27 protein-coding genes are annotated in these 26,604 nt (G+C 60.0%); 9 read left to right on the top strand and 18 right to left on the bottom strand.

From position 1 onward, the window contains the following. Nucleotides 1-33 precede the first annotated feature (33 nt). Genes KGB03_RS02505 through KGB03_RS02530 form a run of 6 tightly spaced genes read left to right on the top strand, consistent with a single transcriptional unit; the run spans nucleotide 34 to nucleotide 6,094 of the window. Complete coding sequence (locus tag KGB03_RS02505) at nucleotides 34-2,952, top strand: monovalent cation/H+ antiporter subunit A (RefSeq protein WP_218538739.1); 2,919 nt, start codon at nucleotides 34-36, stop codon at nucleotides 2,950-2,952. Beyond that, the gene (locus tag KGB03_RS02510; protein WP_007935994.1) at nucleotides 2,952-3,296 is read left to right on the top strand and encodes a Na+/H+ antiporter subunit C; all 345 of its coding nucleotides are present in this window, start codon (nucleotides 2,952-2,954) and stop codon (nucleotides 3,294-3,296) included. The genes KGB03_RS02505 and KGB03_RS02510 overlap by 1 nt, the downstream gene beginning before the upstream one ends. Further along, nucleotides 3,293-4,975 carry a monovalent cation/H+ antiporter subunit D gene (locus tag KGB03_RS02515; RefSeq protein WP_218538738.1) on the top strand — a complete coding sequence of 561 codons (1,683 nt, stop codon included), beginning with the start codon at nucleotides 3,293-3,295 and terminating at the stop codon, nucleotides 4,973-4,975. The genes KGB03_RS02510 and KGB03_RS02515 overlap by 4 nt, the downstream gene beginning before the upstream one ends. Further along, a complete protein-coding gene (locus KGB03_RS02520; RefSeq protein ID WP_218538737.1) occupies nucleotides 4,972-5,460 on the top strand; it encodes a Na+/H+ antiporter subunit E in 489 nt (162 codons plus the stop codon). Before KGB03_RS02515 ends, KGB03_RS02520 begins: the two co-directional genes overlap by 4 nt. After that, nucleotides 5,457-5,735 carry a K+/H+ antiporter subunit F gene (locus KGB03_RS02525; protein WP_008151692.1) on the top strand — a complete coding sequence of 93 codons (279 nt, stop codon included), beginning with the start codon at nucleotides 5,457-5,459 and terminating at the stop codon, nucleotides 5,733-5,735. The genes KGB03_RS02520 and KGB03_RS02525 overlap by 4 nt, the downstream gene beginning before the upstream one ends. After that, nucleotides 5,732-6,094, top strand: a complete 363-nt coding sequence (locus KGB03_RS02530) for a Na+/H+ antiporter subunit G (RefSeq protein ID WP_223526245.1) — start codon at nucleotides 5,732-5,734, stop codon at nucleotides 6,092-6,094. Before KGB03_RS02525 ends, KGB03_RS02530 begins: the two co-directional genes overlap by 4 nt. Before the next feature lie 142 nt (nucleotides 6,095-6,236). Here the strand turns inward: KGB03_RS02530 and KGB03_RS02535 are convergent, their stop codons facing one another. The 4 genes from KGB03_RS02535 to KGB03_RS02550 all read right to left on the bottom strand — a co-directional run bounded on the left by KGB03_RS02535 (nucleotide 6,237) and on the right by KGB03_RS02550 (nucleotide 8,612). Continuing rightward, nucleotides 6,237-6,674 carry a DUF3995 domain-containing protein gene (locus KGB03_RS02535; RefSeq protein ID WP_111452120.1) on the bottom strand — a complete coding sequence of 146 codons (438 nt, stop codon included), beginning with the start codon at nucleotides 6,672-6,674 and terminating at the stop codon, nucleotides 6,237-6,239. A gap of 129 nt (nucleotides 6,675-6,803) precedes the next feature. Next, nucleotides 6,804-7,820 (bottom strand): ABC transporter substrate-binding protein, encoded by a 1,017-nt coding sequence (locus KGB03_RS02540; RefSeq protein WP_218538736.1) that lies wholly within the window; start codon nucleotides 7,818-7,820, stop codon nucleotides 6,804-6,806. A gap of 118 nt (nucleotides 7,821-7,938) precedes the next feature. After that, complete coding sequence (locus KGB03_RS02545) at nucleotides 7,939-8,142, bottom strand: hypothetical protein (RefSeq protein WP_046048120.1); 204 nt, start codon at nucleotides 8,140-8,142, stop codon at nucleotides 7,939-7,941. Then, complete coding sequence (locus KGB03_RS02550; RefSeq protein ID WP_076031578.1) at nucleotides 8,142-8,612, bottom strand: hypothetical protein; 471 nt, start codon at nucleotides 8,610-8,612, stop codon at nucleotides 8,142-8,144. Before KGB03_RS02550 ends, KGB03_RS02545 begins: the two co-directional genes overlap by 1 nt. Nucleotides 8,613-9,023: 411 nt before the next feature. Between KGB03_RS02550 and KGB03_RS02555 the strand changes: the two genes are divergently transcribed. Both KGB03_RS02555 and KGB03_RS02560 read left to right on the top strand, forming a co-directional pair. After that, a complete protein-coding gene (locus KGB03_RS02555) occupies nucleotides 9,024-9,272 on the top strand; it encodes a hypothetical protein (RefSeq protein WP_111452117.1) in 249 nt (82 codons plus the stop codon). Between the two features lie 158 nt (nucleotides 9,273-9,430). After that, nucleotides 9,431-9,661, top strand: a complete 231-nt coding sequence (locus tag KGB03_RS02560; protein ID WP_008151675.1) for a hypothetical protein — start codon at nucleotides 9,431-9,433, stop codon at nucleotides 9,659-9,661. Between the two features lie 171 nt (nucleotides 9,662-9,832). Here the strand turns inward: KGB03_RS02560 and KGB03_RS02565 are convergent, their stop codons facing one another. Both KGB03_RS02565 and KGB03_RS02570 read right to left on the bottom strand, forming a co-directional pair. Beyond that, nucleotides 9,833-10,411, bottom strand: a complete 579-nt coding sequence (locus tag KGB03_RS02565) for a hypothetical protein (RefSeq protein ID WP_218538735.1) — start codon at nucleotides 10,409-10,411, stop codon at nucleotides 9,833-9,835. Further along, nucleotides 10,404-11,036, bottom strand: a complete 633-nt coding sequence (locus KGB03_RS02570) for a hypothetical protein (protein WP_218538734.1) — start codon at nucleotides 11,034-11,036, stop codon at nucleotides 10,404-10,406. The genes KGB03_RS02565 and KGB03_RS02570 overlap by 8 nt, the downstream gene beginning before the upstream one ends. Nucleotides 11,037-11,378: 342 nt before the next feature. On the opposite strand from KGB03_RS02570, the gene KGB03_RS02575 reads away from it, so the two are divergent. Then, nucleotides 11,379-11,618, top strand: a complete 240-nt coding sequence (locus KGB03_RS02575) for a DUF2789 domain-containing protein (protein ID WP_033057641.1) — start codon at nucleotides 11,379-11,381, stop codon at nucleotides 11,616-11,618. A gap of 139 nt (nucleotides 11,619-11,757) precedes the next feature. On the opposite strand, the gene KGB03_RS02580 is transcribed toward KGB03_RS02575, so the two are convergent. From KGB03_RS02580 to iolE, 12 genes are all read right to left on the bottom strand, one after another. Beyond that, nucleotides 11,758-13,362 (bottom strand): methyl-accepting chemotaxis protein, encoded by a 1,605-nt coding sequence (locus KGB03_RS02580; RefSeq protein ID WP_192407760.1) that lies wholly within the window; start codon nucleotides 13,360-13,362, stop codon nucleotides 11,758-11,760. A 201-nt stretch (nucleotides 13,363-13,563) separates the two neighbouring features. Then, the gene (locus KGB03_RS02585) at nucleotides 13,564-13,968 is read right to left on the bottom strand and encodes a TraR/DksA family transcriptional regulator (protein ID WP_007907888.1); all 405 of its coding nucleotides are present in this window, start codon (nucleotides 13,966-13,968) and stop codon (nucleotides 13,564-13,566) included. Nucleotides 13,969-14,296: 328 nt separating this feature from the next. Then, the gene (locus KGB03_RS02590; protein WP_008153855.1) at nucleotides 14,297-15,319 is read right to left on the bottom strand and encodes an ABC transporter permease; all 1,023 of its coding nucleotides are present in this window, start codon (nucleotides 15,317-15,319) and stop codon (nucleotides 14,297-14,299) included. 148 nt (nucleotides 15,320-15,467) lie between these two features. After that, entirely contained in the window at nucleotides 15,468-17,033 is a 1,566-nt protein-coding gene (locus KGB03_RS02595; protein ID WP_218538732.1) for a sugar ABC transporter ATP-binding protein, read from the bottom strand. A 70-nt stretch (nucleotides 17,034-17,103) separates the two neighbouring features. Further along, the gene (locus tag KGB03_RS02600; RefSeq protein ID WP_111452115.1) at nucleotides 17,104-18,030 is read right to left on the bottom strand and encodes a sugar ABC transporter substrate-binding protein; all 927 of its coding nucleotides are present in this window, start codon (nucleotides 18,028-18,030) and stop codon (nucleotides 17,104-17,106) included. A 156-nt stretch (nucleotides 18,031-18,186) separates the two neighbouring features. Continuing rightward, a complete protein-coding gene (locus tag KGB03_RS02605) occupies nucleotides 18,187-19,239 on the bottom strand; it encodes a Gfo/Idh/MocA family protein (protein ID WP_223526247.1) in 1,053 nt (350 codons plus the stop codon). 126 nt (nucleotides 19,240-19,365) lie between these two features. Further along, nucleotides 19,366-20,376, bottom strand: a complete 1,011-nt coding sequence (locus KGB03_RS02610; RefSeq protein ID WP_223526249.1) for a Gfo/Idh/MocA family protein — start codon at nucleotides 20,374-20,376, stop codon at nucleotides 19,366-19,368. Between the two features lie 33 nt (nucleotides 20,377-20,409). Next, on the bottom strand, nucleotides 20,410-22,341 hold the full coding sequence (iolD, locus tag KGB03_RS02615) for a 3D-(3,5/4)-trihydroxycyclohexane-1,2-dione acylhydrolase (decyclizing) (RefSeq protein ID WP_223526255.1): 1,932 nt from the start codon (nucleotides 22,339-22,341) through the stop codon (nucleotides 20,410-20,412). Nucleotides 22,342-22,495: 154 nt separating this feature from the next. Further along, complete coding sequence (locus KGB03_RS02620) at nucleotides 22,496-23,317, bottom strand: TIM barrel protein (protein ID WP_223526257.1); 822 nt, start codon at nucleotides 23,315-23,317, stop codon at nucleotides 22,496-22,498. A gap of 25 nt (nucleotides 23,318-23,342) precedes the next feature. Next, a complete protein-coding gene (locus tag KGB03_RS02625) occupies nucleotides 23,343-24,845 on the bottom strand; it encodes a CoA-acylating methylmalonate-semialdehyde dehydrogenase (protein WP_134104047.1) in 1,503 nt (500 codons plus the stop codon). 43 nt (nucleotides 24,846-24,888) lie between these two features. Continuing rightward, on the bottom strand, nucleotides 24,889-25,698 hold the full coding sequence (gene iolB, locus KGB03_RS02630) for a 5-deoxy-glucuronate isomerase (RefSeq protein ID WP_218538727.1): 810 nt from the start codon (nucleotides 25,696-25,698) through the stop codon (nucleotides 24,889-24,891). Beyond that, entirely contained in the window at nucleotides 25,695-26,588 is an 894-nt protein-coding gene (iolE, locus tag KGB03_RS02635; RefSeq protein WP_192407745.1) for a myo-inosose-2 dehydratase, read from the bottom strand. The genes iolB and iolE overlap by 4 nt, the downstream gene beginning before the upstream one ends. Nucleotides 26,589-26,604: the final 16 nt, after the last annotated feature.

Consider the following 26,604-nt stretch of genomic DNA (forward strand, 5'->3'; position numbering starts at 1 on the left):
GATGCTTCACAAACTTCCGCAGATTAGAAGCCTATGTCCCTGATAGTTCTACTGCTTCTGCCTTTTATCGGCAGCTGTCTGGCAGCCTTGCTGCCGCACAACGCGCGTAACACCGAATCTTTGTTGGCGGGCCTGGTTGCCTTGATAGGCACCGTCCAGGTCGCCCTGCTGTACCCGCAAATCGCCGATGGCGGCGTGATCCGCGAAGAATTTTTCTGGTTGCCCAGCCTGGGCCTGAACTTCGTCCTGCGCATGGACGGGTTCGCCTGGCTGTTCTCGATGCTGGTCCTGGGCATCGGCACGCTGGTTTCGTTGTACGCCCGCTACTACATGTCGCCGGACGATCCGGTGCCGCGGTTCTTCGCGTTTTTTCTGGCGTTCATGGGCGCCATGCTCGGGCTGGTGATCTCCGGCAACCTGATCCAGATCGTGTTTTTCTGGGAGCTGACCAGCCTCTTTTCATTCCTGTTGATCGGCTACTGGCACCACCGCGCCGATGCGCGACGCGGTGCTTACATGGCGCTGATGGTCACCGGCGCAGGCGGTTTGTGTCTGCTGGCGGGGGTCATGCTGCTCGGCCATGTGGTCGGCAGCTATGACCTGGACAAGGTCCTGGCCGCCGGCGACCTGATTCGCGCACACGCCCTCTACCCTATTCTGCTGCCCCTGATCCTGATCGGCGCCCTGAGCAAAAGCGCGCAATTCCCCTTCCACTTCTGGCTGCCCCACGCCATGGCGGCGCCGACACCGGTTTCGGCCTATCTGCACTCGGCGACCATGGTCAAGGCCGGGGTGTTTCTCCTCGCACGACTGTGGCCGTCGCTGTCCGGCAGTGAACAATGGTTCTACATCGTCAGCGGCGCCGGTGCCTGCACCCTGTTGCTCGGCGCGTACTGCGCGATGTTCCAGAACGACCTCAAAGGTTTGCTGGCCTACTCGACCATCAGCCACCTCGGTCTGATCACCTTGCTGCTGGGCCTGAACAGTCCGCTGGCCGCTGTGGCCGCGGTGTTCCACATTCTCAACCATGCGACCTTCAAGGCCTCGCTGTTCATGGCCGCCGGGATCATCGACCACGAAAGCGGCACCCGGGACATTCGCAAGCTCAGCGGCCTGGTCAAGCTGATCCCGTTCACCGCCACCCTGGCCATGGTCGCCAGCGCTTCCATGGCCGGCGTGCCGCTGCTCAACGGTTTCCTCTCCAAAGAGATGTTCTTCGCCGAAACCGTGTTCATCAATGCCACAGCCTGGATCGAGATGACGCTGCCGATCGTCGCGACCATCGCCGGGACCTTCAGCGTCGCCTACTCGCTGCGCTTTACCGTCGACGTGTTCTTCGGCCCGACCGCCACCGACTTGCCACACACCCCACACGAGCCGCCACGCTGGATGCGCGCGCCGGTGGAGTTGTTGGTGTTCGCCTGCCTGGTCGTGGGGATTTTCCCGGCGCAGGTGGTCGGCCCGTTGCTGGCCGCGGCGGCCCTGCCAGTGGTGGGCGGCACCTTGCCTGAATACAGCCTGGCGATCTGGCATGGCTGGAACGCGCCGATGATCATGAGCCTGATCGCCATGTCCTGCGGCATCGTGCTTTATCTGCTGTTGCGCAATCAGCTCAAACACGGGCGTTTCAAGTACCCGCCAATCATTGGCCGATTCAACGGCAAGCGCCTGTTCGAACGCAGCCTGGTGATCATGATGCGCCTGGGCCGTCGTTTCGAGCGGCGGATCAGCACCAAGCGCCTGCAAACCCAATTGTTCCTGGTGGTGCTCGCGGCCGTGTTGGCCGGGTTGATCCCGATGCTCCACAGCAGCCTGAGCTGGGGCGACCGGCCGAAGATTCCGGGTTCGATCGTGTTCGTGACCCTCTGGCTGCTGGCGATTGCCTGCGCCCTCGGCGCGGCATGGCAGGCCAAGTATCACCGGCTCGCGGCCCTGACCATGGTCAGCGTCTGCGGCCTGATGACCTGCATCACCTTCGTCTGGTTCTCGGCGCCAGACCTGGCGCTGACGCAATTGGCCGTGGAAGTGGTGACCACGGTGTTGATCCTCCTCGGTCTGCGCTGGCTACCTCGACGGATCGAAGAGGTGTCGCCGTTGCCGAGCACCCTGCGCAAGGCGCGCATCCGCCGTATCCGCGACTTGCTGCTGTCGACCGTGGTCGGCGGCGGCATGGCGTTGCTGGCCTACGCGATGCTGACGCGTCAGACGCCGAACGATATTTCCTCGTTCTACCTCAGTCGCGCCCTGCCCGAAGGCGGCGGCAGCAACGTGGTCAACGTGATGCTGGTGGACTTCCGCGGCTTCGACACCCTCGGTGAAATTACCGTGCTGGTGGCCGTGGCGCTGACCGTGTTTGCCCTGCTGCGACGCTTCCGCCCGCCAAAAGAAAGCCTGCAGTTGCCCGCCCAGCAGCGTCTGCTGGCACCGGACGTGGTCACCGATCTGGTCAACCCGCGTCACGCCAGCGACACCGCGCTCGGTTTCATGATGGTGCCGGCGGTGCTGGTGCGCCTGCTGCTGCCGATCGCGTTCGTGGTATCGGTCTACCTGTTCATGCGCGGCCACAATCAGCCGGGCGGCGGCTTTGTCGCGGGTCTGGTGATGTCGGTGGCGTTCATCCTGCAATACATGGTCGCTGGCACTCAGTGGGTCGAGGCGCAAATGAGCCTGCGACCGTTACGCTGGATGGGCACGGGCCTGCTGTTTGCCACGGTCACCGGGCTCGGGGCGATGGCCGTCGGGTATCCGTTCCTGACCACCCACACCTGGCATTTTGGACTGCCGGTGCTCGGTGACGTTCACATCGCCAGTGCGCTGTTCTTCGACATTGGCGTGTACGCCGTGGTGGTCGGTTCGACCCTGTTGATTCTCACCGCCCTCGCCCACCAATCGGTACGGGGTCACAAGACCGCTGCCCTGCCTCGATCCGTCGCCATGCAAGGAACCGTCTGATGGAAGAAGTCATCGCAATCGCCATCGGCGTGCTGGCCGCGTCCGGCGTCTGGCTGATCCTGCGGCCACGGACGTTTCAGGTGGTGATGGGCCTGTGCCTGCTGTCCTACGGCGTCAACCTGTTCATCTTCAGCATGGGCAGTCTGTTCATCGGCAAGGAACCGAACATCAAGGACGGCGTGCCTCAGGACCTGTTGCACTACACCGACCCGCTGCCGCAAGCGCTGGTATTGACCGCCATCGTGATCAGTTTCGCCATGACTGCGTTGTTTCTGGTGGTGCTGCTGGCTTCCCGGGGCCTGACCGGTACCGACCATGTGGATGGCCGGGAGCCTAAAGAATGAATCTGATGCCGCATTTGATCGCTGCACCGATTCTGCTGCCGCTGCTGACCGCCGCCATGATGCTGATGCTGGGGGAGAAACACCGTCCGCTGAAGGCCAAGATCAACCTGTTTTCCAGCCTGGTGGGGTTGGGCATTGCCGTGCTGTTGCTGCAATGGACTCAGGAGACGGGCGTCCCCGGCTCCATCGGCGTGTACTTGCCGGGCAACTGGCAGGTGCCGTTCGGTATCGTGCTGGTGGTCGATCGACTCTCGGCGCTGATGCTGGTGCTGACCGGGATCATCGGCGTCAGCGCCTTGCTGTTCGCCATGGCCCGCTGGGACGGCGCCGGTTCGAGTTTCCACGCGCTGTTCCAGATTCAGATGATGGGCCTGTACGGCGCATTCCTGACGGCGGACCTGTTCAACCTGTTTGTGTTTTTTGAAGTGTTGCTGGCGGCCTCTTATGGCCTGATGCTCCACGGTTCGGGTCGGTCGCGGGTATCGTCGGGGCTGCATTACATCTCGATCAACCTGCTGGCCTCGTCGCTGTTTTTGATCGGCGCGGCGTTGATCTACGGCGTCACCGGCACCCTGAACATGGCCGACCTGGCGCTGAAAATTCCGCTGGTGCCGGAAGCCGATCGCGGCCTGCTGCATGCCGGCGCGGGGATTCTGGCCGTGGCGTTCCTGGCCAAGGCCGGGATGTGGCCGCTGAACTTCTGGCTGGTGCCGGCCTACTCCGCAGCCAGCGCACCGGTGGCGGCAATGTTCGCGATCATGACCAAGGTCGGCGTCTACACCTTGCTACGTCTGTGGACCCTGCTGTTCTCTGGTCAGGCCGGCGCGTCGGCGTACTTTGGCGGCGACTGGCTGATCTACGGCGGCATGGCGACCATCGTCTGCGCCGCCGTGGCGATTCTCGCCGCACAACGACTGGAGCGCCTGGCCAGCCTGAGCATTCTGGTGTCCGCCGGGATTCTGCTGTCGGCCATCGGTTTCGCCCAGCCCAACCTGATCGGCGCGGCGCTGTTCTACCTGGTCAGCTCGACCCTGGCGTTGAGCGCGTTGTTCCTGTTGGCCGAGTTGATCGAGCGTTCGCGTTCGGCCAATGAAATGCCGCTTTTCGATGACGGCGATCTGCCGCGACCGATGGAATCCTTGCAGCCGCCCAAAGGCATCAACCTCGATGACGAGCAGAAAGCCGTGGTCGGCCAGGTGATTCCCTGGACCATGGCGTTCCTCGGGTTGAGCTTCATTGCCTGCTCGCTGTTGATCATCGGCATGCCGCCGCTCTCGGGATTCATTGGCAAACTCGGGTTGCTCAGCGCCCTGCTCAATCCGTTGGGCCTGGGCAATGGCGGCGATGAGCCGATTTCAAATGCTGCGTGGGGCTTGCTGGCGTTGCTGATCCTGTCCGGGCTGGCGTCGTTGATCGCCTTCTCGCGCTTGGGCATCCAGCGTTTCTGGACGCCCGAGGAACGGCCGTCGCCGTTGCTGCGACGTTTCGAATGCGTGCCGATCATTGCGCTGTTGGGCTTGAGCATTGCGCTGACCTTCAAGGCTGAACCGCTGCTGCGCTACACCCAGGCGGCCGCCCAAGCGCTGAACAATCCGCAGCAATACGTGATGGCGGTGCTCGGCACCCGTGCGATTCCAAGCCCGGAAGCCAAAGCCGCGGTAGCGGAGGTCACACCATGAAGCGGCTGTTTCCTGCTCCCTGGTTGTCGCTGGCCCTGTGGTTGCTGTGGCTGGTGCTGAACCTGTCGATGAGTCCCGGCAATCTGCTGCTGGGCGCAGTGCTGGGGTTCTGTGCGCCGTTGATGATGCGCAAGCTGCGACCGCTGCCAGTTCGTATTCGTCGGCCGGGGGTGATTGTGCGTTTGTTCTTTCTGGTCGGTCGCGATGTGGTGGTGTCCAACCTCACCGTGGCCTGGGGCGTGCTCAACGCCGGTCGCCGTCCACCGCGCTCGCAGTTCATCAAGGTGCCGCTGGACTTGCGCGACGCCAACGGCCTGGCGGCGCTGTCGATGATCTGCACGGTGATTCCCGGCACCGTGTGGTCGGAACTGGCGCTGGACCGCAGCATTTTGTTGCTGCACGTCTTCGATCTGGATGACGAAGCGCTGTTCATCCAGCACTTCAAGGCGACCTACGAGCGCCCCTTGATGGAGATCTTCGAATGAGCGCCTTGCTGTCGAACGCAATCCTGCTGAGCCTGTTCATCTTTTCGCTGGCGATGATTCTGACCCTGATCCGGCTGTTCAAGGGGCCGTCGGCCCAGGACCGGGTTCTGGCGCTGGACTACCTGTACATCATCGCGATGCTGATGATGCTGGCGCTGGGCATTCGTTATGCCAGTGACACTTACTTCGAGGCGGCGCTGCTGATTGCGCTGTTCGGCTTCGTCGGCTCGTTTGCCCTGGCGAAATTCCTGCTGCGTGGCGAGGTGATCGAATGAGCGCTGAACTGTCTCTGTGGGTTGAAATTCCGGTGGCGATCCTGCTGGTACTCAGCAGTCTGTTTGCGCTGATCGGCGCCATTGGCCTGGTGCGGATGAAGGACTACTTCCAGCGCATGCACCCGCCGGCGCTGGCATCGACCTTGGGCGCCTGGTGCGTGGCGCTGGCCTCGATCATTTACTTTTCGGCACTCAAATCCGGGCCGGTGCTGCATGCCTGGCTGATTCCGATTCTGTTGTCGATTACGGTGCCGGTGACCACGTTGCTGCTGGCGCGGGCGGCGCTGTTTCGCAAGCGTATGGCGGGAGATGATGTGCCGGCTGAGGTGAGCAGTCGGCACACGGAGAGCGGGAGTTAAGTTCGCAGATTTGTATTGATTGTAAGGGCCTCTTCGCGAGCGAGCCCGCTCCCACAGTAGATTTTCAGTGAACACAGAATTGTGTCCGACGGAGATCAAATGTGGGAGCGGGCTTGCTCGCGAATGCGATAGTCCGGTTGACTCAAATCCAGGCGACTGCCAACAACCCCGCCCCCAACACCACACACAACGGCGAATACGCCCAGGTGTCGAGCCGGGCAAACTTCGAATCCTTCACCTGCTTGAAGAACCCCATCAGATGCGAATCGCCGATCGCCCTGGCGAACATCAGCATCGCAATGGCGCTGATCACCCATTGCAGCGACCAGTGCTGCACCGTCGGCAGATACAGCCCGACCCGCAAGCACACCAGCATCGCAATCAGCAGCAACCCCACCGCCACCAGCAACGTGGCAAAGCCTGAAGGTTTGAAGGCCGGCCTGGATTCCCCGCCGCCCTCTGCGGATATTCGCGGGACCGCCGCCTCGCTACCCAACTTGCCACCTGCCGCCCAGTACAGGTGGATCAGGCTGATCAACAGGAAGATGGCAGCCATCCATTGCGCGATCAATAGGCTCATGTTCGGACTTCCAGCGTGAAATGTCGCAGCAGGATGAACTTACTTGCACGATTTTGTAAGGGTATTCGTCAGCAATGGCGGACGGCCACCAGCACTGATCGCTGACTTTGTTCCGCCATGGCCCACTTTTTACTTCAATTCTGCAGACACCTTGTCGGCCACATCCTTGGGCACCCAGGCCTGCCACACTTCCGGGTGCGCCTTCATGAACGCCTGCGCCGCCTGCCGTGGCGGAGTGTGTTTTTCGCTCATCTCGGCCAGTGCCTTGTTCAATGGATCGATGGGCAAGTCGACCTTGGTGAAGAACTCGGCAATCTGCGGATACTGTTTCTGGAATGGCGTGGACACGCCGATGGACAGCTTCGAGGGCAGTGAGCGCGTCGGTTTCGGATTCGGGTTGTCGGCGTCGGTCAGGGTTTTCCAGGCATCGGCGTCGAACGGCGGCTCTTCGAGCTGAATCAGTTTGAAGCGGCCGAGCAACGGTGTTGGCGACCAATAATAGAACAACACCGGTTTGCCGCGTCGAATCGAAGAACTGATCTCCGCATCCAGTGCTGCCCCTGAACCGCTGCGGAAATTCACATAGCTGTCGTCCAGCCCATACGCCTTGAGTTTCTGTTTGTTGACCACTTCCGACGTCCAGCCGATCGGGCTGTTGAGGAAGCGCCCCTTGCCCGGAGTTTCCGGATCGCTGAACACGCCTTTGTATTTCGGCAGGTCGCTGACACTGCGCAGGCCCGGCGCCAGCGGCTTGATGCCTTTCGCCGGGTCGCCTTTGATCACATATTCGGGTACCCACCAGCCTTCGGTGGCGCCCTTGACCGTATCGCCGAGACTCGCGACTTTGCCTTCTGCCTCCGCCTTGACCCAGACCGGACTGCGACCGGCCCATTCTTCGCCAATCACCTGAATGTCATTGTTGGCCAGCGCGGTCTCCAGGGTGATGGTCGTCCCCGGCAAGGTATCGGTCGGCAGCCCGTAGCCCTTCTCGACGATGATCCGCAGGATATCGGTGATCAGGCTGCCGCTTTCCCAGTTCAGGTCGGCGAAGTGGATCGGCGCCTGGGCAGCGAACACCGAAACGGGTGAAGCCAACAATCCGAAAGTGGCCAGGGTAGCGGCCAGCAACCGTCGAAATCCGTTCATGCTTTTGCACCTCGTGCTGTTCACAGCAATAGCAGGATGGCCTGGCAGAAGACCGCAAAGCCTCTGAATACTCAGTCCACTGACTGTAGTAGAGGTTCCTGCTTTCGAGGGAGGTCAATCAGTTTTCGGAAGGTTCCTGCAAGCGCGCCAACGCTCTTCGTACCATGCTGGCGTACTCCGCCGGCCGCAACGTATAGATCTGTGACGCCACCCAACCCAGCCATGCACCTTGCAAAACAGCCTTCTGGTCGAACATCCGCTGGGCTTCGGCTTGCGCACTGGCCTGGTTCTGTTCGTGGAAGTCGGCGCGGGTCAGGGTCATTACTCGCTGGCCTTGAAGGTGACCAGTTCCCCTTTGCGCCACTTGGCCGCCTTGGCCGTCACGGCCTTCAGGGTTTTGGTCAGGCCTTCCTGCAACTGCTGGTGAGCGGCGAACACCATCACCACGCCATGACCTTCCTTGAACACGATCCCGTGGCCATCAGCGGTGGTGACGAACGCGTAATCACCCAGGCCGTACACCGTCAGTTTGATTTCACGGAACTTGATGTCCAGCTTGCCGCCTTCGCGACTGGGCAATACAGAGGCGCTGAAATGATCGCCGACCTTGAGTTTAAGCCCCGGCTTGTCATCAACCACCAGCGCCTCTTCGGTGTCGATCTCGGCAATATAAATGCCTTCAGCGTTCTGTTCGGTGATGTAAACAAAACGTGACTGGAACTGTTTAACCAGCTTTGCGCGCAAATCACCCAGCACGAACAAAGCATGCATATCGAGATTACTTACTGCCAAGGAAACATCCCCACATATGAAAATGATGCTGCACGCTAAACCAGCGCACAGCAGAAAAAAGCGGCAATGCCGAAGGTGTCGCAAAAAGACCCGGGTTGAAATCCTGAAACGAGCAGAGGGCTCATCCATCGCGAGGCTTGAGAAGACTACTGGAACAGCACTCACGTCGTCTTGCCTGGCGTTCGTCAGAGGTTGAAGGAAAAAGCCCTTCCGACGGCCAGAAAAACGGGACTACCAACTTTAGGGAAAAATCTCTTTAACAAAAGCACTTTTCCGACATATCGCCAGCAAAAAATTGCTTTAGATGAACATCGATCGCCAAACACTGACGGTGATTCTAGAGCAGCGATGCTCTTCGAGACTACCCAAAACCACGTACGCACGTCGGTAAAACAACGAAAAGGACTTCATATGTGCACGCTGACACATTTTGCTCACCCTCAGGCGCCTAACACGAACAGCTCGACAACACTGCCCCCCGGGATGTTTCAACCGCATGAATACTACCCTGAAGAGCCCGCCCGGCCACGCTTTCAGGTCATTCTGGCCGGCAATGCCTTTTTTCATATCAAGGAAACTTCCACCGGTCGCGTCAGAGGTTTCCGCGGTAATCATAACGAAGCCTGCGCCCTTGCGCGCTCGCTCGAGTTACGTGATTGACGGTTCCGCCACGTTCATTTCCATAGACGCTTCGTCATGCCGGCGACTTAACTCAGCCGCCAGCATGCAACTACTGCCATACTGCCCGACCAATGAAACCCGTCCCCAGGGCGGGCGGCGTTCAAAACATCAGAATATTTTCAAGGGAAGGCGGCTACGTGACGGAATTTGATATCGGTGAATTTTTTATCCGGGGCGAAGCCAGAGAAGTCGAAGGCGAATTCCAGGCAGTCATTATCATGCGCGCCAAACCACCGCTGACCACCGTGACCTATCACCAGGTCGAGAAGGATCGTTGGTTCAAGACCTCGGACGTTGCCGCCGTTGCCGCCCAGGACGCCGCCAAGGCACTGAAGGTTGCCGTCGATGAAGGGGCCTTGAAAGCCTGAGATGGGGTGGACAAATCCGGGAACCGCGCTGGAACAGCGCGATTTTCATGACCGTCAGCGGGCGGTAACAGACCAGAGCCTGTCTCGCTGACAGGATCGACACCCCGGCCCGAGAGGTGTCTGCGGCGTGCCAACCTTGCACAGATTGCACGCCTTCATGTCGACAAATGATCAGATCAGCTTGCGCTTGACCGCTTCATCCAGCGTGCTTTGGGTCAGATGCTTGAGCAACACGTCCCCTCGTTCATTGAACGGCAACCCGACAATCAGCAGGATCTGCAACCAGGTGCGAGTGCTCTCCTGTTTGACGACTTTACCCAGCACCTTGCCTTCCTGATCCTTGAACACCGTTTCCAGCGTGAAGGTATTGCTGAATGTAGTCGGGATCACGAACAACGTGAACCCCGTCAGCCAGGCACTGGCGATATTTCCTTGCTCGTTATTGGTCAAGGTACTCGTGACGTACAGGTTTGAGTCGACTTTGTCCGTGGTCACGTTTTTGAACTGTCCGGATTCCTTGAAGGTTTCCAGCATGTTCTTTTCCACCAGCGCCGCATTGCCCACGCCACCCGACAGTTCGCCGTTGAACTGCTGCTGAGTGGTCACGTGCAGATAAGCACTGGGCTTGTCTTGCCTGGCCTGGGCCGGTGGCCACTGATCCACCGGTGCCAAGTCATGCTGAGAGTAGGAAATGCAGCCAGTCAGGCTGCTGCTGAGCAACGCCAGCAAAACCAAAAGGTATTTATTCATGTGCTGCCAGTTCCTTTGACGGTGTACGCAGTTGAGGGGTGGCACCGGCCAGCAATTGAGCGATCAATTCGCGCAACTGAGCACCGCCCAGGCGGGGATTGAGATAATCGGCGTTCCACAGACCGACATTCTTGTCGAGCTTGACCTGCTCGACCGACCTGGCCAGTTGCTTACCCTGACGGTCTTCAATGATCAGTTCGCCCGCGAGGTCGTACTTGTCGACGTAAATCGGACCGTCAACCCAAATCCAGAGGGTCAAGGTCACCAGCGCACCGGGAATATAAGCCGGATGCATGGTGCGTTTACCTGCCAGCGAGGTCAGGTTGAACTTGAGCACCACATCGTCCTCACCGGCCTTGGCCGGGAACACCACGATTCGCTTGAAGTAATCACTTTTGTCGACATAAGCGCTGATCTGCTCGGTCAACTGCCGGCTACCGGCGACACGCACCTTATCGTCCAGCTCGGGGGCGGAAATCACCACGTCGCTGATCTCGGCACTGCGATCAAGGGTGGATGGCGCGGGGCTCAAGGGTTCGCCGATGGGACCCAGCGGGGTGAAAGACACACAACCAGTCAACGACAGACCTAGCGCGATGGCCATCAGATAAACAAGACGCTTCACTGCATACATCCTTTTCATGCGGGATCGGGGATGCGTCGGCTCGAAAGAAAATCGTGCAAGGGAGGGGCAATTCAACACTGAACGGCGGGAAACCTGGGGGACCGAGTGTCGCCTACATCCTTGTTCGAACTCTTTGAATGGCGGCTCAGTGACGCCAAAAACGCGACGGCATCGTAATCGTTGGAACCCCGACAGGCAATAGCCTAGTGCCATCATTGTGGCGAATCCGCAGAAAGCTGCTAAACCCCTATCGAACTCTTGGCGCGCGGTTCCCTCAGATGCAATGACGTTGCACTGCCGATTGCGCACCTGATGCGACTGAATACTCTCAGGGAGATGAAGATGGATTCACCGACACACGACTTGAAAGGTTTGTTCGACCAACTCGGCCTGGACTCCAGCGAGAAGGCCATCGACGATTTCATTGCCAGCCATTCACCCCTGGCCGATGACAAGAAACTCATCGATGCCGAGTTCTGGACCCCGCAACAAGCCGGCTTCCTGAAAGAACAATTGCGTGAAGACGCGGATTGGGCGCGGGTAGTCGACGACCTGAACCTGCGTATGCATCAGATCCACTAGCCCACATATCTTGAGTCAACGAAAAACCTGTGGCGAGGGGATTTATCCCCGTTGGACTGCGTAGCAGGCCCATGTTTTGGGGCCGCTTCGCGACCCAACGGGGATAAATCCCCTCGCCACAAAAGCCGGCATCGCGCGTCTAGCGAGGATTTTCGGGTTTGTAACCCAACCGCAAGCCACCCCAATGCCGGCCCTTGAGCATGATGGGCACCGAAAGGTCGTGCATCAGTTCACCAGTGTCGCGGGTATAGGTTTGCAGCAGTACGGCCTGTTGATGGCTGCCACAGCGAATCCCGGTGCGATCGGCGAATTTGCGTTTGGTGCGGTTCTGCAAGGTATCGACCTGCGCATCACCGGTCAGGGGTTGGCTGAAGACCTTGTTGTGGGTCGGCACATAGCCCTGCTGCGTACAAGCGATGGCGAACACCAGGCCTTCATGACGCGGCAACAAGGGCTCCTGGATCGCCGGCAAGACCTGATCGGCGTAGCGATCGAAGCGGGTCTGGTACTTGGCGGGGCTGGTGCCGGGAATGGTTTGGTAATTGCGGTCAAACAGGTCATCGAGGCTGACGCGGCCCTCATCGATATCCGCTTCGAAACGCGCCGCGATCTGACTCGCGCCTTCACGGGCGAGGTCATAAATCCGCTGGTGATAGTCATCCAGCCCGACTTCGGCGAGGCGTTCGCTGATGGTTTCGGCCTGACCTTCCATTTGCACGGCGGCTTGGGCCAGGCGTTGGGTCTGTTGATCACTGATCGCCAGATCGCTGCGCATCTGTTCGATGGCGTGAAACAGGCTATCGAGTTGTTCGCGGTTGGTGTCGGCGCCCCTGGCGATTTCCCCGACCTGGCTTTCGACGCCGGCAGCCAGACGCGCAATGTTCTCCAAGTGCTGACCGGTGTGCTCGACCTGCTCGACACCGGTGTCGAGGTCGCTGGACAGTTGACGGATCTGCTCCACCACTTGCGCGGTACGGTGCTGAATATCAGCAACCATTTCCCCGACTTCGCCGGTGGCCGTCGCCGTGCGCGCGGCCAGACCGCGAACCTCATCGGCCACCACCGCAAATCCGCGACCGTGCTCACCGGCCCGCGCCGCCTCGATAGCCGCGTTCAATGCCAGCAGATTGGTCTGGCTGGCGATGGACTGGATCACCAGGGTGACCCGTTGGATATCATCACTGCGCAGGCTCAGGGCTTCGATCAGTTCACGGCTGTTACTGGCGCGCTGACTGAGTTGATGCATACGGGCGATGGACTCGATCAGCTCCGTACGTCCCGCCGCGCTGCTCCGATGAGCCTCACTGGCCGCACTGAGCGCTTCCCGGCTGAGTGTCGAGGTGGCTTGTTCGGTCGCGATCATCACTTCGGCGTTGCTGACAATCTGCGCCGCGGCACCGAGCTGCGACTGCAGTTTGTCGGCCAGTTGCTTGACCGAAAAGGCCACACCGGCGGCAGACAACGCGTTATGACTGGTGGTGTAGGAAAGATCGCGAGTCAGCTCGGCAATCGCGCTGGCACTGTCGATGGGCGTTGCCTCAGGGATGGCGCGCGAGCGTAAGCGAGGTAGCCAGATCACCAGCACCGCCAATGGCAGGCCAAGGTAAAGCGACCAGCCGCCCAGCGTCATGCCGCACAACAAGAGCATCAGGGCGATGCTTTGCAGGGTCGGCGTCAGCCAAAGGTTTTTCGGCAAAAGCACGGGTGCAGACGCTGCTGCAACCAGAGATCCGTCACGCGTCATCTTCGTCACCCCACCCATAATTCTAATTGTTGTATCGGCATTAAACGCCACTACAAGGCCATTATCTATGGTCCATTAGTAGTGGGTATTGCAGCAGATCAATAGAAGCACGCGGGTTTTTCGCAGACGAAAAAAAGCATCGCGGGCAAGCCTTGCTCCTGACAGGAGTGAGGCTTGCCCGCGATGCGGGGCGTTACGAAATCAGGCCTGACGCTGGTGCTTGTCGATCTGTTCGTGACGCTCTTGAGCTTCGATGCAGTACTTGGTGGTCGGGCTGATCAGCAGGCGCTTCAGGCCAATGGCCTCGCCGCTGTCGTCGCACCAGCCAAAGCTGTCTTCCTTGATGCGTTCCAGAGCCTGTTCCAACTGAGGCAGCATGCGCTGGTCGCGATCGATCGCGTTCACCAGCCAGGTGCGCTCTTCTTCAACAGAAGCAGCGTCAGCCGGGTCGGCCGGGGTGTCCAGGCTTTCGATGGCGATGCGGTTCTGTTCGATGCGCTCATGGGTTTCGACTTTCATGTTCTGCAACAGCTCAGAGAAAAAAGCATGTTGCTCGGCATTCATGTAGTCATCCGCCGGCATGGCCAGCAACTTGTCCTTTGTCATTGATATCTCTATAAAAAAACGTGCATTAAGGCGAATTAGGGAGCGTTCCGGCGGACCTGGGTCGGCCATCGGAACGGCGCCGTTTAATTCCAAGCGCCACCCGGCACTCAATTTACGAGGGGCGGCAGTCTAAGGCCGACTTGAGGCCTCAGCAACTGAAAAGACAGCGAATTCGTCCGACAAAGCCCTGAAAGTGCTCTATGGCAGTCTTTGCGGTGGTTATCGGAGTGCGTTTATAGCAAGAAATTCAATCGAGCGGCTGTATATAGAAGACAAATGGTTACGCCACGCGGGTCAGGCGTGGCGCATTGGCTGCTTGATCTGAGGCTCAGCGCTTGAGTTTGCGCTTGTTGCGGTACTGATCGATGACCACTGCCACCACGATGATCAGGCCTTTGATGATGTCCTGAATGTAGGCATCGACGCCGACGAAGGTGAAACCGCTGGCCATGACCCCGAGGATCAGTGCGCCGATGACCGTGCCGGTGATGCGCCCTACTCCGCCGGCCAGGCTGGTGCCGCCGATCACTGCCGCGGCAATCGCGTCCAGCTCATAAGACATGCCCATCCCGGCCTGCCCGGTCGCGGCCCGTGCCGACGCCACCACACCCGCCAGGCCTGCCAGCAACCCGGCGATGCTGTAGACGATCACCAGATGCCGCTTGACGTTGATCCCCGAGGTACGCGCCGCCTGCATGTTGCCGCCGATGGCGTAGGTGTACTTGCCGTACTTGGTGTAACGCAGGGCGATGTGAAAGATCACCGCGACCACCAGGAAAATGATCACCGGCATCGCGCCGTGTCCGATCGCCGTGTAGGAATCCGAGAGCATGCTCACCGGTTGGCCTTCGGTGTAGTAACGCGCAAGGCCACGGGCCGAAACCATCATGCCGAGGGTGGCAATGAACGGCGGGATGCCGGTGATGGCAATGATGCTGCCATTGATCGCCCCAGCCAGCAGCCCTACCCCGAGCCCGGCAATCACCGGAATCCACACTGGCAAGTCAGTCAGCGACGGGAACACCGCCCGGGCGAAGTCCGACGTCTGGGCCAGGCTGGCAGCGATCATCGCCGACAGCGCCAGCACCGAGCCGGAAGACAGGTCAATACCCGTGGTGATGATGACCTGGGTCACGCCGATCGCCAGCAGGCCGATGATCGACACCTGCAGAATCATTAGCACCAGACGCTGGGAGTTCATCAGGAAACTCTGGTCGCGCACGATCCAGCCAAACACTTCGAAAACCAGGCCGATGCCAATCAGCACCAGAAAAATACTCAACTCGGTCGGAAAGCGCCGGCGACTCTTGACCGGTGCGGTTGCTGGCTTGTTTTCCAGTATCGCGTTCATAAACACTCACCCTTCTAAAAAAAATCCGGCATCGAATACATACCCTGTGGCTAGGGCGCTGCTGTGGTGAGGGGATTTATCCCCTCACCACAGAATCTCTGCTCACCACAGAATTCCTACTCACCCCTAAATTGCGTCCACCCTTGATTTAGTGAACCGCGGACATGCCCGAGGCCAATTGCATCACTCGTTCCTGGGTCGCTTCGCTACGGTCGAGGGTGCCCATCAGGTCGCCCTCGTGCATGACCATCACCCGGTCGCTCATGCCGAGCACTTCCGGCAGTTCCGAGGAAATCATGATCACCGCCATGCCTTCGCTGGCCAGGTAGGAAATGAGCCGGTAGATCTCGGCCTTGGCGCCGACGTCGATACCGCGGGTCGGCTCGTCGAGAATCAGGACCCGTGGATTGGTCATCAGCCAGCGCGCCAGCAAGGCTTTCTGCTGATTACCGCCGGACAAGGTGTCGATGCACTGCTCCAGCGACGGGGTTTTGACCCGCAGCTTCTTGCACATGTCCTCGCACAAGGCGCGCAGGGCTTTTTGCTGGATGAAACCGTGGCCGGCGTAATGTGGCAACACCGCCATTTCCATGTTCTCCAGCACCGACAGGCACGGAAACAGGCCGCTGAGCTTGCGGTCTTCGGTCAGTAACGCGAAGCCCTTCTCGATCGCCATGTGCGGATCGCTGATGCGCACCACTTCGCCGTCGAGACGCATCTCGCCACCGTCACTCGGGGTGATGCCGAAAATCGCTTCGGCCACGTTGGTCCGCCCCGAGCCCATCAACCCGGCGATGCCGAGGATCTCGCCGGCATGCAGATCGAAAGACACATCCTTGAAAATGCCGTCCAGTTTCAGATCGCGAACCGACAGCAGCAGATCGCCGATCGGCTTTTCACGCACCGGAAACAACTGGCTCAGCTCGCGGCCGACCATCATCGAAATCAGGCTGTCGCCGTCCATGCTGTCGGCCCGCTGCAGGCCGATGTAGGCGCCGTCACGGAACACCGCCACTTCATCGGCGATGCTGAACACTTCGTTCATTTTGTGGGTGATGTAGATGATCCCTTTGCCCTGACTCTTGAGGTCGGCAATGATCGAGAACAGATGCGCGACTTCCTTGTCGGTGATGGCCGAGGTCGGTTCATCCATGATCAGGATGTCGGAATCATAGGACACGGCTTTGGCGATCTCGACCATCTGCCGTTCGGCGATGCTCAGGTTGCCGACCAGCTCTTCAGGATCGAGGTTGATCCGCAGGCGTTCCAGCAGTTTCGCCGTGCAGCGATGCATTTCACGGTGGTCGATCATGTGGAAACCGTTGAGCTGCTCACGGCCGATCCAGATGTTCTCGGCGATGCTCATGTGCGGCATCAGGTTGAGTTCCTGGTGGATCATCGCGATTCCGGCCTGGAGCGCAGCCAATGGCGTTTCGAAGACCACCGGTTTGCCCCGCAGGCGCAGTTCACCGGCGTCCGGCTGATAGATGCCGGCAATGATTTTCATCAGGGTGGATTTGCCCGCGCCGTTTTCGCCCATCAGGGCCAGTACGGAACCGGGGCGTACCCGAAGCTGCACATCGGACAAGGCCACCACACCGGGAAATCCCTTGCTGACGTTGATGATCTCCAGCAGGTACGGCTCATCGACAAGTGTTGCAGCTGGCTGGATACCCACCAACGGGGTGCTCGAAGCAGTCGCTGAAGCGAACATGATCAGGTACTCCATCAGCAAGGTCGCGGTCGCAACCTTGCGTGTTTATTGTTGTTATTGAACGCACGGGCTATTTGAACGTGTCGACGTTTTGCGGGGTGATCAAGCGGTATGGCACCCACACGGCCTGTTCAACCGGCTCGTTTTTGGCCATTTTCACAGCGGTGTCGATCGAACCGTCCGCCTGCCCCTTGGCGTCCTGGAACACCGAGACGGCCATGTTGCCTTTCTTGATCGCGTTCAGACCGTCCGGCGTTCCGTCGACACCGGCGATCAGCACACTGCCTTTCTCGACGCCGGCCTGTTGCAGGGCCATCGCAGCACCAATGGCCATTTCGTCGTTGTTGGCGATGACCGCGTCAAACTTGCGGCCTTGGGTCAGCCAGTCGTTGACCAGGGTCATGCCCTTGTCCCGCAACCAGATACCGGTCTGCTCTTGCTCGATCTTGATGTTCGGGTATTTGGTCAGAACGTCTTTGACGCCCTTGGTGCGGTTGGTGGTGGAGTTGTTCGCGAGGTCGCCCAGCAGAATCACGATGTCGCCCTTGCCGCCCATTTTGTCGGCCAGGTACTGCATCTGCATTTCACCGGCCTCCAGATCGTTGGAGGCGACAGTGACCACGCCTTTGGGCAGCTTCAGGTCATCGGGGCGGCGGTTGACGTAGACCAGCGGGATGCCGGCCTTGACGGCGGCTTCGGTGATTTTCTTGGTGGCGGCGGTATCCACCGGGTTGACCACGATGGCATCGACCTTCTGGCTGATGAAGCTTTCGACCTGGCTCAACTGCTTGACCACGTCGCTGCGGGCGTCTTCGAATTGCAGCTGCACGCCCTCGGGATATGACTTGGCTTTCTTGTCCATGGATTCGCGCAGGTAGGTCAGCCAGGTGTCATCGAATTGGGACATGCTGACGCCGATCTTCATATCGGCGAGCGCCGCGCCACTGGCGAACATCAGGGACAAGGCAAGCGAGGCGAAGCGGATCTTGGTCTTCATGAAAAGTCTTTCTCCACATTCTTGTTGGTTTTATGGATGAGGCGTGACGATTTCAATAAGCAGGCAAGCGGGAAAAGGGTTGAAACAGGTGGCGAGGCAGGTCGCTGGAAATGACTCTATTAGAATATAATTTCTATATCAACTCATTTTAGAATTTTATTCTGATTTTATTCCATGGCTCTTGAACGGGCTCAATTCCACCACTTGATGCCGCTCGGCGCTCAGTCGCGCAGCGTCTAGAACGCGGGTGGTCGCCAGTGCATCACGGGCATCCACAGGCAGTGGGCCACCGCTCTGCAACGCGGCTTGTAGCTGTAAATAGAACTGATTCCAGCAACCGCGCTCGGAGGGCACCCGCTCGCGCACTTCGCCCTGTTCGAACCAGCCCCAGCGGCGATGCTCTTCAACGCCCCAGCGTTCACCTTCGGATTTCGGCGAGAGCCCGGCGAGCGCCGATGCTTCTTGCCCGTCCAGGCCATCGACGCTGTAACAGCCTTGGCTGCCGGTCACCCGAAAGCGCGGGCCGGGGGTGTTTTGCAGGCAGCTGCCGCCCAGGTGTGAGGTGACGCCACTGGCATGGGTCAGGGACATAAAGAAGCCGTTATCGAAAACCTGGCCTTTTTCCAGGTAATCCAGCTCGGCGTAGACCCTTGTCACCGGGCCGAACAACAGCAACGCCTGATCCACCAGATGGCTACCCAAGTCGCGCAGGAAACCACCGCCACTGCCGTTGTTCACCGCCTGCGGTGAGTAACGCTCGATCCGCGATTCGAAACGGGTGACCTGGCCCAATGCACCGGATTCGATGAGTTTGCGCACGGTCAGGAAGTCCGAATCCCAGCGACGGTTCTGGTAGACGCTGAGCTGCACACCCTGGCGCTCGGCCATGGTAATCAGGGTTTGAGCTTGCTGCGCATCGGCGGCGAACGGTTTGTCGCTGACCACCGCCACCCCGTGTTCGATACCATCGAGCACCAATGCCGGACGCCCCTTGAGCGGGGTGGACACCACCAGCACATCGATCCCGGCCTCCACCAGTTGGCCGATGCTGTCGAACGCTGGCACCCCTGGGTGCTCGGCCGCCAGCAACTGTCGACGTTCCGGTGAACGGGTGACCACACCCACGAACGTCGCCGCCGGCAAACTGCTGATCAGCGGAGCATGGAAAAACCGGCCGCCATGGCCGTAACCGACAAGTCCGATACGCATATTGTTCTCCTGATCAGAAATCGACACCGCCCCCTGTAGGAGCATGGCTTGCCCGCGATGGCGCCAGCTCTGACACACCGCGTTATCGTTTATCGCGAGCAAGCTTTGCTCCTACAGGGGATCGGGTTAGCCGTAGAAGTGTGGGCGGTCAGGCAGAGCAACTTTGACGATCTGGCCGCTGTTCTGTGCCTCGATGCACGCATCTGCTGCGACGGCAGCGGCAAAGCCATCCCACGCCGACGGGCCACCGACCTGCCCGGCCCGCACGCCATCGATGAACGCTTGCAACTCGACGTCGTACGCGGCAATAAACCGATCCTTCCAGTCCATCAAAATCGCGTTGGACAACTTCGCCCCGCTGCGCAATTGAACCTGCGACGGCTCCGGCAGTTTGGCGATGCCGGTCTCCCCCACCACTTCGCACTGGATGTCGTAGCCGTATTGGCAATTAACGAACACTTCCACGTCGATGCGCGTGCCCTTGGCGGTTTCCAGCAGTACGATTTGCGGGTCTTTCAAATGCGCGAGGGCCTTGCTGCTTTTGCGCGGGAACACCACTTGCACCGAAACGTAATCATCGTCGAGCAACCAGCGCAGCACATCCAGTTCATGGATCAGCGTGTCGGTGATCGCCATGTCGGTCTTGTAGTTTTCCCCCACGGTCGGGTTGCGGTGCGCGCAATGCAACATCAATGGCTCACCAATCTGACCGCTGTCAATCACGGCTTTGAGTGCCCGATAGCCTTCGTCATACGGACGCATGAACCCGACTTGCACCAAGCGTTTGCCATAGGCCACTTCGGCTTCGACGATTTTGCGACAGCCTTCAGCGGTGACCGCCAGCGGCTTCTCGCAGAACACCGGCTTACCCGCCGCAATCGCCGCCAGCACGAACGCTTCGTGGCTCGGGCCCCAGGAGGTAACGAGGATCGCTTCGACTTCCGGCGCCTGGATCAGCGCGTGGCCGTCGGGATAGACCTCGGCGGTCAGCTTCAAGTCGGAAACGACCTTCGCCGCTTGCTGCAAGTTGATGTCGGTCACCGCAACGACCTGGCTGTTGAGCAAGGTCTGGCTGCAACGACGAATGTGGTCCTGGCCGATGGCCCCGGTGCCGATGACGCCAAGCTTCAAAGACATGTCTGTTCTCCTGTTGGAATTTTTGTAGAGCAATCAGTACTGACGGGCCTTGGCCAGTCGTTCATTCAGGGTCTTGGCCACCGCATCGGTGCGGGCGCTGGTGGAGACTTGCGCCACGCCGACCCGCCACCACGACAGGTAGCCGTGAATCATGGTTTTGGGCAGAACCTTGATGTCGATCAGCGTCGACACCGTCTGCAAGCGCGCATCGGCCAATGCGGCTTGCAGTTCCTCAACCGTGTTCACTTTGTAGGTCTTGCAGCCATAGGCCGCCGCGCTCATGGCGAAATCCACCGGCACGAAACCACCGTCGAGCTTGCCGGTTTCCGGGTTGCGGAACCGGAATTCGGTGCCGAAGCTGTCCATGCCGTTGCCCATCTGCAGGTTGTTGATGCAACCGAACGTCATGTTGTCCAGCAACACCACGTTGATCTTGCGTCGCTCCTGAATCGAGGTCGCCAGCTCCGAGTGCAGCATCATGTAAGAGCCGTCGCCGACCAGCGCATAGACCTCGCGATCCGGCTCGGCGAGTTTCACGCCGAGTGCGGCGTTGACCTCGTAACCCATGCAGGAATAGCCGTACTCGACGTGATAGGTGTTCACCCCCTTGCTGCGCCAGCTGCGCTGCAAGTCGCCGGGCAGGCTGCCGGCGGCGGCGACGATCACGGCGTCATCGGCGAGGGTTTCGTTGAGCACACCGAGCACCCGGCTCTGGGTCAGGCAGGAACCGGTCAGCTCGATGAATTCGCGCAGCACCGCCGGGTCCATGTGGTCGTTGATTTCCGGGATGAAGTCTTTGCTCTGGTATTCGACCTGATTGAGACGGCCGACTTCCTCGTCCAGTTGCGCCTTGGCCTGACGCGGTTGATCGCCCCATGCAGAACGGTAATCGCCCAAGGCTTCAGCCAAGGCTTGCAAGCCGACTTTGGCATCCGCCAGCAGTTGCACGCCGTCGAGCTTCAGGGCATCGCACGGGCTGATATTGAGGTTGAGAAATTGCACCTCCGGATGCTGGAACAGGGATTTCGACGCGGTGGTGAAATCGCTGTAGCGGGTGCCGACACCGATGATCAGATCCGCATCCCGGGCCAACAGATTCGCCGCCAGGCAACCGGTTTCGCCAATCCCGCCAACGTTCAGCGGGTGACTGGACACCACCGCACTCTTGCCGGCCTGGGTTTCGGCGAAGGGAATATCGAAATGCTCGGCAAACGCCTGCAAGGCGGCATTGGCGCCAGAGTATCTGACACCGCCACCGCAAATGATCAGCGGCTTGCGCTTGCCTTTGAACAGCGCCAGCGCATCACCGAGCATCGCTTCAGTCGCCGGACGACGTTCGATGCGGTGCACGCGTTTTTGCAGGAAATAATCGGGGTAGTCGTAGGCCTCGGCTTGCACATCTTGTGGCAAGGCCAGGGTCACCGCGCCGGTTTCGGCAGGGTCGGTGAGCACGCGCATGGCGTGGATCGCCGCCGTCATGAGTTGCTCGGGACGGTTGATGCGGTCCCAGTATTTGCTCACGGCCTTGAACGCGTCGTTGGTGCTGATGCTCAGGTCGTGGAACTGCTCGATCTGTTGCAGCACCGGGTCCGGCTGGCGGCAGGCATAGACATCGCCGGGCAACAGCAGCAAGGGAATGCGGTTGGCGGTCGCCGTCGCGGCGGCGGTCAGCATGTTCGCCGCGCCCGGCCCTACCGATGAAGAGCAGGCGTAGATCTTGCGCCGCAGGTGTTGCTTGGCGAAACCGATGGCCGCGTGGGCCATGCCTTGCTCGTTGCGACCCTGATGGACGATCAGGTCGCCACTGTCCTGTTCCAGGGCCTGGCCCAGGCCCAACACGTTGCCGTGGCCGAAAATGGTAAAGATCCCGGCGACGAATTTGCTTTGAACCCCATCGACCTCGATGTACTGGTTATCGAGGAATTTCACCAGGGCCTGGGCCATGGTCAGTCGTGTCGTAGTCATGCTTGCACCTTCCTTTGAAGCTAAATCCGGTATGTGCTGTGAATACTGATCATTGTGGGAGCGGGCTTGCTCGCGAAGGCTGTGCGTCAGGCGACATCAATGTTGGATGTGCCGCCGCTTTCGCGAGCAAGCCCGCTCCCACAAGGGATCTCCATTAGCCTTGAGATTTTTGCAGGTGGTCCATGCTCGCGCCGATCGCCTGCTGGATATCCGCCAGGCCATGGACGCTGTCGGCAAACGGTTCGAACGACAGGTAGCCGCTGTAACCGCTGCTGAGCAAGGTGTCGATCTGCGCCGCGTTACCAAGGATGTCGCCCTCGCCCACCAGCACCCGATGGCCGTCGCGAATGGTCGCCAACGGTGCCTCGGCATCTTCGACACCGGAGATGTGCACCAACCCAGTCAGTTCGGGAAAGAATTCATGCTCGCTGGCCAGGTGATGGTGAAAGGTGTCATGAACCAGACGGAACACATCCAGCCCGCCGATGGCCTTGATTGCGTCCACCGCCGTGCGCTTGCGGCGCAGCGAGCACTCTTCGAAACCCAGCGGTTCGATGAAACCGAGAATGCCGTGTTCGCGCAGGATCGGCGCCAGCTCAGTCAACGCCGTGCGCAGACCCGAAGCGCGTGCGGCCTCATTACGCGTGTCGGCACGGTCGTTGAGTGGACACATGACCAACCCTTGAGCGCCGCAATCACGGGCATAAGCGGCCAGCTTCAAGGCCTGTGCGCGGCGCTCGTCATTCCACACATCAAACGGATACAGCGCGTTGATCGACAGCACCGTAATGCCTTTGGCGGCACACAACTCCCGGACGCGCTCGGGTGCGGTGCCGTCTTCGATCTCGACGCCTTTAAGGTCGTTGCGAATTTCGATGGCGTCGGCCTTGAGGGTCACCGCCAACTCGATGAACGCGGGCAGGGACAAACGTGGGGCGACCATACGGTTCAGGGCGAAACGCAGGGGTTTGCTCATTGTTGTTGTTCTCCGCACAGGTGAATCAGTTGGCCGTCGGCATGCTGAATTCAGGGCCCTTGGCGATGCTGTCGGGCCAGCGTTGCATCACGCTTTTGTAGCGGCTGTAGAAGCGGATGCCTTCTTCGCCGTAAGCGTGGTGATCGCCGAACAGCGAGCGTTTCCAGCCGCCGAATGAGTGCCAGGCCATGGGCACCGGAATCGGCACGTTGATGCCGACCATGCCGACCTTGATCGTGCGGGCGAAGGCCCGGGCGATGCCGCCGTCGCGGGTGAAACAGGACACGCCGTTGCCGAACTCGTGGGCGTTGATCAACGCCACGGCGCTGGCGAAGTCCGGCACCCGAACGATGCCCAGTACCGGGCCGAAAATTTCCTGTTGGTAGATGCTCATCTCAGTCGTGACGTTATCGAACAGCGTCGCGCCGACGAAGAAACCGTTCTCGGCGCCCGGCACCTTGAAATTGCGGCCATCGACAATCAGCTGCGCGCCCTGCGCCACGCCTTCGTCGATGAAACCTTCGACTTTGGCCTTGTGTTCGGCTGTCACCAACGGCCCCATGTCGCTGTCGCCCTTCAGACCGTTGCCGACCTTGAGCTGATCGATACGCGGCAACAGTTTGGCAATCAGCTGGTCGCCGACATCGCCCACCGCCACGGCAATCGAAATCGCCATGCAGCGCTCGCCGGCCGAGCCGTAAGCCGCACCGATCAGGGCATCCGCCGCTTGATCCAGATCCGCATCAGGCATGACGATCATGTGATTCTTCGCCCCGCCCAGCGCCTGCACGCGCTTGCCGCGGGAGGTGGCTTGCTGGTGGATGTACTCGGCAATCGGCGTCGAGCCGACAAAGGAAATCGCCTCGATGTCCGGGTGTTGCAACAACGCGTCGACGGCGGTCTTGTCGCCCTGAACCACGTTGAACACACCGTCCGGCAAACCGGCTTCGCTCAACAGACGGGCCATCAGCACACTGGCGGACGGGTCGCGCTCGGACGGTTTGAGGATGAAGCAGTTACCGGTGATCAGCGCGAGCGGGATCATCCACAGCGGCACCATCACCGGGAAGTTGAACGGTGTGACGCCGGCACACACGCCCAGTGGCTGACGCAGGTTCCAGTTATCGATACCGCCACCGATGTTGTCGCTGAACTCGGTTTTCAGCAGGTTCGGCGCACCGCAGGCGTACTCGACGATTTCGATGCCCCGGGTGACTTCGCCCTTGGCGTCCGAAAACACCTTGCCGTGTTCGCGGCTGATGATTTCGGCCAGTTCATCGTGATGTTGGTCGAGTAATTCCTTGAACTTGAACATCACCCGCGAACGGCGCAGGGACGATTGTTCGGACCAGGCCGGAAAGGCTTTCAAGGCCGAGGCGACGGCTTCGTCGACGGTCTTCTGGCTGGCCAGCCCGACGCGCGCCTGGACGCTGCCGGTGGCCGGGTTGAAGACGTTGCTGAACCGTTCGCTGCTGCTGTCTTGCACTTGACCGTGGATGTAATGGCCGATGATCGGGGCGTTGCTCATTGATCGTGTTCTCCGTGCAGAGGTTGGGATTCAGGCTTTTAGTTCAGAGATCAAGCAGCCAGCTGTGCTGCGGATCGTTATGGAACTGCCAGACGCGCTTGGGTCCGGCCATCACGTTCAGGTAGTACGACTCGTAGCCGTACGGCACGCTGACCGGGTGATAGCCTTTGGGCACAACCACGAGGTCACTGTTTTCCACGGCCATGGCCTGATCGATGCTGCGATCGTCGGTGTACACCCGCTGGAACACGAAGCCCTGGGGCGGGTTGATCTGGTGGTAATAGGTTTCTTCGAGAAAACTCTGGTGCGGCAAATCGTCGGTGTCGTGCTTGTGCGGCGGGTAGCTCGATGAGTGACCCGACGGCGTGCGCACTTCCACCACCAACAGCGAATGGGCCGGCTCGGTGTCCGGCAGAATGTCGCAGACATAACGGGTGTTGGCGCCTTTGCCGCGTACGCTGCGCTTCATGCTGTCGGGTTTGATCAGCCGTGGGCCGAGGCCGTTGGTGGTAGAACCGGGCGCGGCGCACACGGCGATTTGCACATCGCTGAGCGCGACCACTTGCGCCTGACTGCCGGGAGGCAAGTACGCGGCGAAGGGTGATTTGTCTTCGAACACCGACTGACGATCACCGATGTTGTCCCAGTCGAACGCGCCCTGCCCCGGCGCTTCACCCTTGATGCTGACCCGGCCGCTGAGCAGCACCAGGCACAGCTCTTTATCACCGGCCGACACCGGCAAGGTCTCGCCCAGGCTCAAGCGATAAGCGGCGAAGCCGACGTATTCCAGCTCACCTTTGCCCAGCTCGACCATGGTCCGGCCACGGGCGTTGCTTTTGACCAGCAGGCTCATAATGCAATCCTCTCGTCGAGCAGCGCACGCAAGGTGTCGTAGCCTTTTTTGGCGTAGACATAACTGGGCGCCACCGCCGGATCCTGTTCCGCTTCGACCACCAGCCAGCCGTGGTAACCGGCCGCCAGCAGCACGTCGAGCAAGGCGCCGAAATCGATATCGCCATCGCCGGGCACGGTGAAGGTGCCGTTGATGATGCAGTCCGGGAAGCTCCACAGATTGTTGCGGGCCAGTTGCACCACCGGTTTGCGCACGTCCTTGAAATGCACGTGACAGATGCGTTCGATGTGTTTGCGCAGCACCTGCAACGGTTCGCCGCCACCCATGTAGCAATGGCCCGAATCGAACAGCAAACCGACTTCACTGCCGGTCAACGCCATCAGTTTGTCGATGTCCGCCGGGGATTCGACGTAGGCGCCCATGTGATGGTGGTAGGCCAGGCGCACGCCTTGGGACAAGGTGAAGCGCGCCAGTTCGGTGAGCTTGTCGGCGTATTCCTGCCAGGCGTGTTCGGTGTGGAATCGCGGGCGTTCCACCAGAGGAATGCGCTGACCTTGAATGGAGTCGGCGACTTCGCCATACACCAGCACCTTGGCGCCGTTTTTGGCCAACAGCTCGACATGGCTGCCGATGGCGTCGATTTCTTCGGCCACCGAGCGACGGGCCAGACGGCTGGAATACCAGCCGGACACCAGCGCCAGGTCGTAAGGGCGCAGTACATCGCCGACACCCTTGGCGTCCTTGGGGAATTTGCCGTTGAGTTCAAAACCTTCGTAGCCGATTTCCTTGCCTTCGCTCAGGGCGGTGCTCAGCGGCGTCTCGCCACCGAGTGACGGCAGGTCGTCGTTGCTCCAGGAGATCGGGTTGATGCCAATTCGAATAGCGGGCATGGCTGCACCTTTTATT

It is taken from the genome of Pseudomonas sp. BF-B-26 (assembly GCF_019956495.1).
Lineage (GTDB): Bacteria > Pseudomonadota > Gammaproteobacteria > Pseudomonadales > Pseudomonadaceae > Aquipseudomonas.

Coding starts and splice junctions, on each gene's coding strand:
- KGB03_RS02585 (WP_007907888.1), bottom strand. CDS start 13,968: ATGACAAAGGACAAGTTGCTGGCCATGCCGGCGGATGACTACATGAAT.
- iolD (WP_223526255.1), bottom strand. CDS start 22,341: ATGACTACGACACGACTGACCATGGCCCAGGCCCTGGTGAAATTCCTC.
- KGB03_RS02610 (WP_223526249.1), bottom strand. CDS start 20,376: ATGTCTTTGAAGCTTGGCGTCATCGGCACCGGGGCCATCGGCCAGGAC.
- KGB03_RS02625 (WP_134104047.1), bottom strand. CDS start 24,845: ATGAGCAACGCCCCGATCATCGGCCATTACATCCACGGTCAAGTGCAA.
- KGB03_RS02620 (WP_223526257.1), bottom strand. CDS start 23,317: ATGAGCAAACCCCTGCGTTTCGCCCTGAACCGTATGGTCGCCCCACGT.
- KGB03_RS02540 (WP_218538736.1), bottom strand. CDS start 7,820: ATGAACGGATTTCGACGGTTGCTGGCCGCTACCCTGGCCACTTTCGGA.
- KGB03_RS02565 (WP_218538735.1), bottom strand. CDS start 10,411: ATGAATAAATACCTTTTGGTTTTGCTGGCGTTGCTCAGCAGCAGCCTG.
- KGB03_RS02600 (WP_111452115.1), bottom strand. CDS start 18,030: ATGAAGACCAAGATCCGCTTCGCCTCGCTTGCCTTGTCCCTGATGTTC.
- KGB03_RS02535 (WP_111452120.1), bottom strand. CDS start 6,674: ATGAGCCTATTGATCGCGCAATGGATGGCTGCCATCTTCCTGTTGATC.
- KGB03_RS02575 (WP_033057641.1), top strand. CDS start 11,379: ATGGATTCACCGACACACGACTTGAAAGGTTTGTTCGACCAACTCGGC.
- KGB03_RS02580 (WP_192407760.1), bottom strand. CDS start 13,362: ATGACGCGTGACGGATCTCTGGTTGCAGCAGCGTCTGCACCCGTGCTT.
- KGB03_RS02555 (WP_111452117.1), top strand. CDS start 9,024: ATGTGCACGCTGACACATTTTGCTCACCCTCAGGCGCCTAACACGAAC.
- iolB (WP_218538727.1), bottom strand. CDS start 25,698: ATGAGCCTGCTGGTCAAAAGCAACGCCCGTGGCCGGACCATGGTCGAG.
- KGB03_RS02525 (WP_008151692.1), top strand. CDS start 5,457: ATGAGCGCCTTGCTGTCGAACGCAATCCTGCTGAGCCTGTTCATCTTT.
- KGB03_RS02605 (WP_223526247.1), bottom strand. CDS start 19,239: ATGCGTATCGGACTTGTCGGTTACGGCCATGGCGGCCGGTTTTTCCAT.
- iolE (WP_192407745.1), bottom strand. CDS start 26,588: ATGCCCGCTATTCGAATTGGCATCAACCCGATCTCCTGGAGCAACGAC.
- KGB03_RS02515 (WP_218538738.1), top strand. CDS start 3,293: ATGAATCTGATGCCGCATTTGATCGCTGCACCGATTCTGCTGCCGCTG.
- KGB03_RS02505 (WP_218538739.1), top strand. CDS start 34: ATGTCCCTGATAGTTCTACTGCTTCTGCCTTTTATCGGCAGCTGTCTG.
- KGB03_RS02510 (WP_007935994.1), top strand. CDS start 2,952: ATGGAAGAAGTCATCGCAATCGCCATCGGCGTGCTGGCCGCGTCCGGC.
- KGB03_RS02520 (WP_218538737.1), top strand. CDS start 4,972: ATGAAGCGGCTGTTTCCTGCTCCCTGGTTGTCGCTGGCCCTGTGGTTG.
- KGB03_RS02545 (WP_046048120.1), bottom strand. CDS start 8,142: ATGACCCTGACCCGCGCCGACTTCCACGAACAGAACCAGGCCAGTGCG.
- KGB03_RS02590 (WP_008153855.1), bottom strand. CDS start 15,319: ATGAACGCGATACTGGAAAACAAGCCAGCAACCGCACCGGTCAAGAGT.
- KGB03_RS02530 (WP_223526245.1), top strand. CDS start 5,732: ATGAGCGCTGAACTGTCTCTGTGGGTTGAAATTCCGGTGGCGATCCTG.
- KGB03_RS02595 (WP_218538732.1), bottom strand. CDS start 17,033: ATGTTCGCTTCAGCGACTGCTTCGAGCACCCCGTTGGTGGGTATCCAG.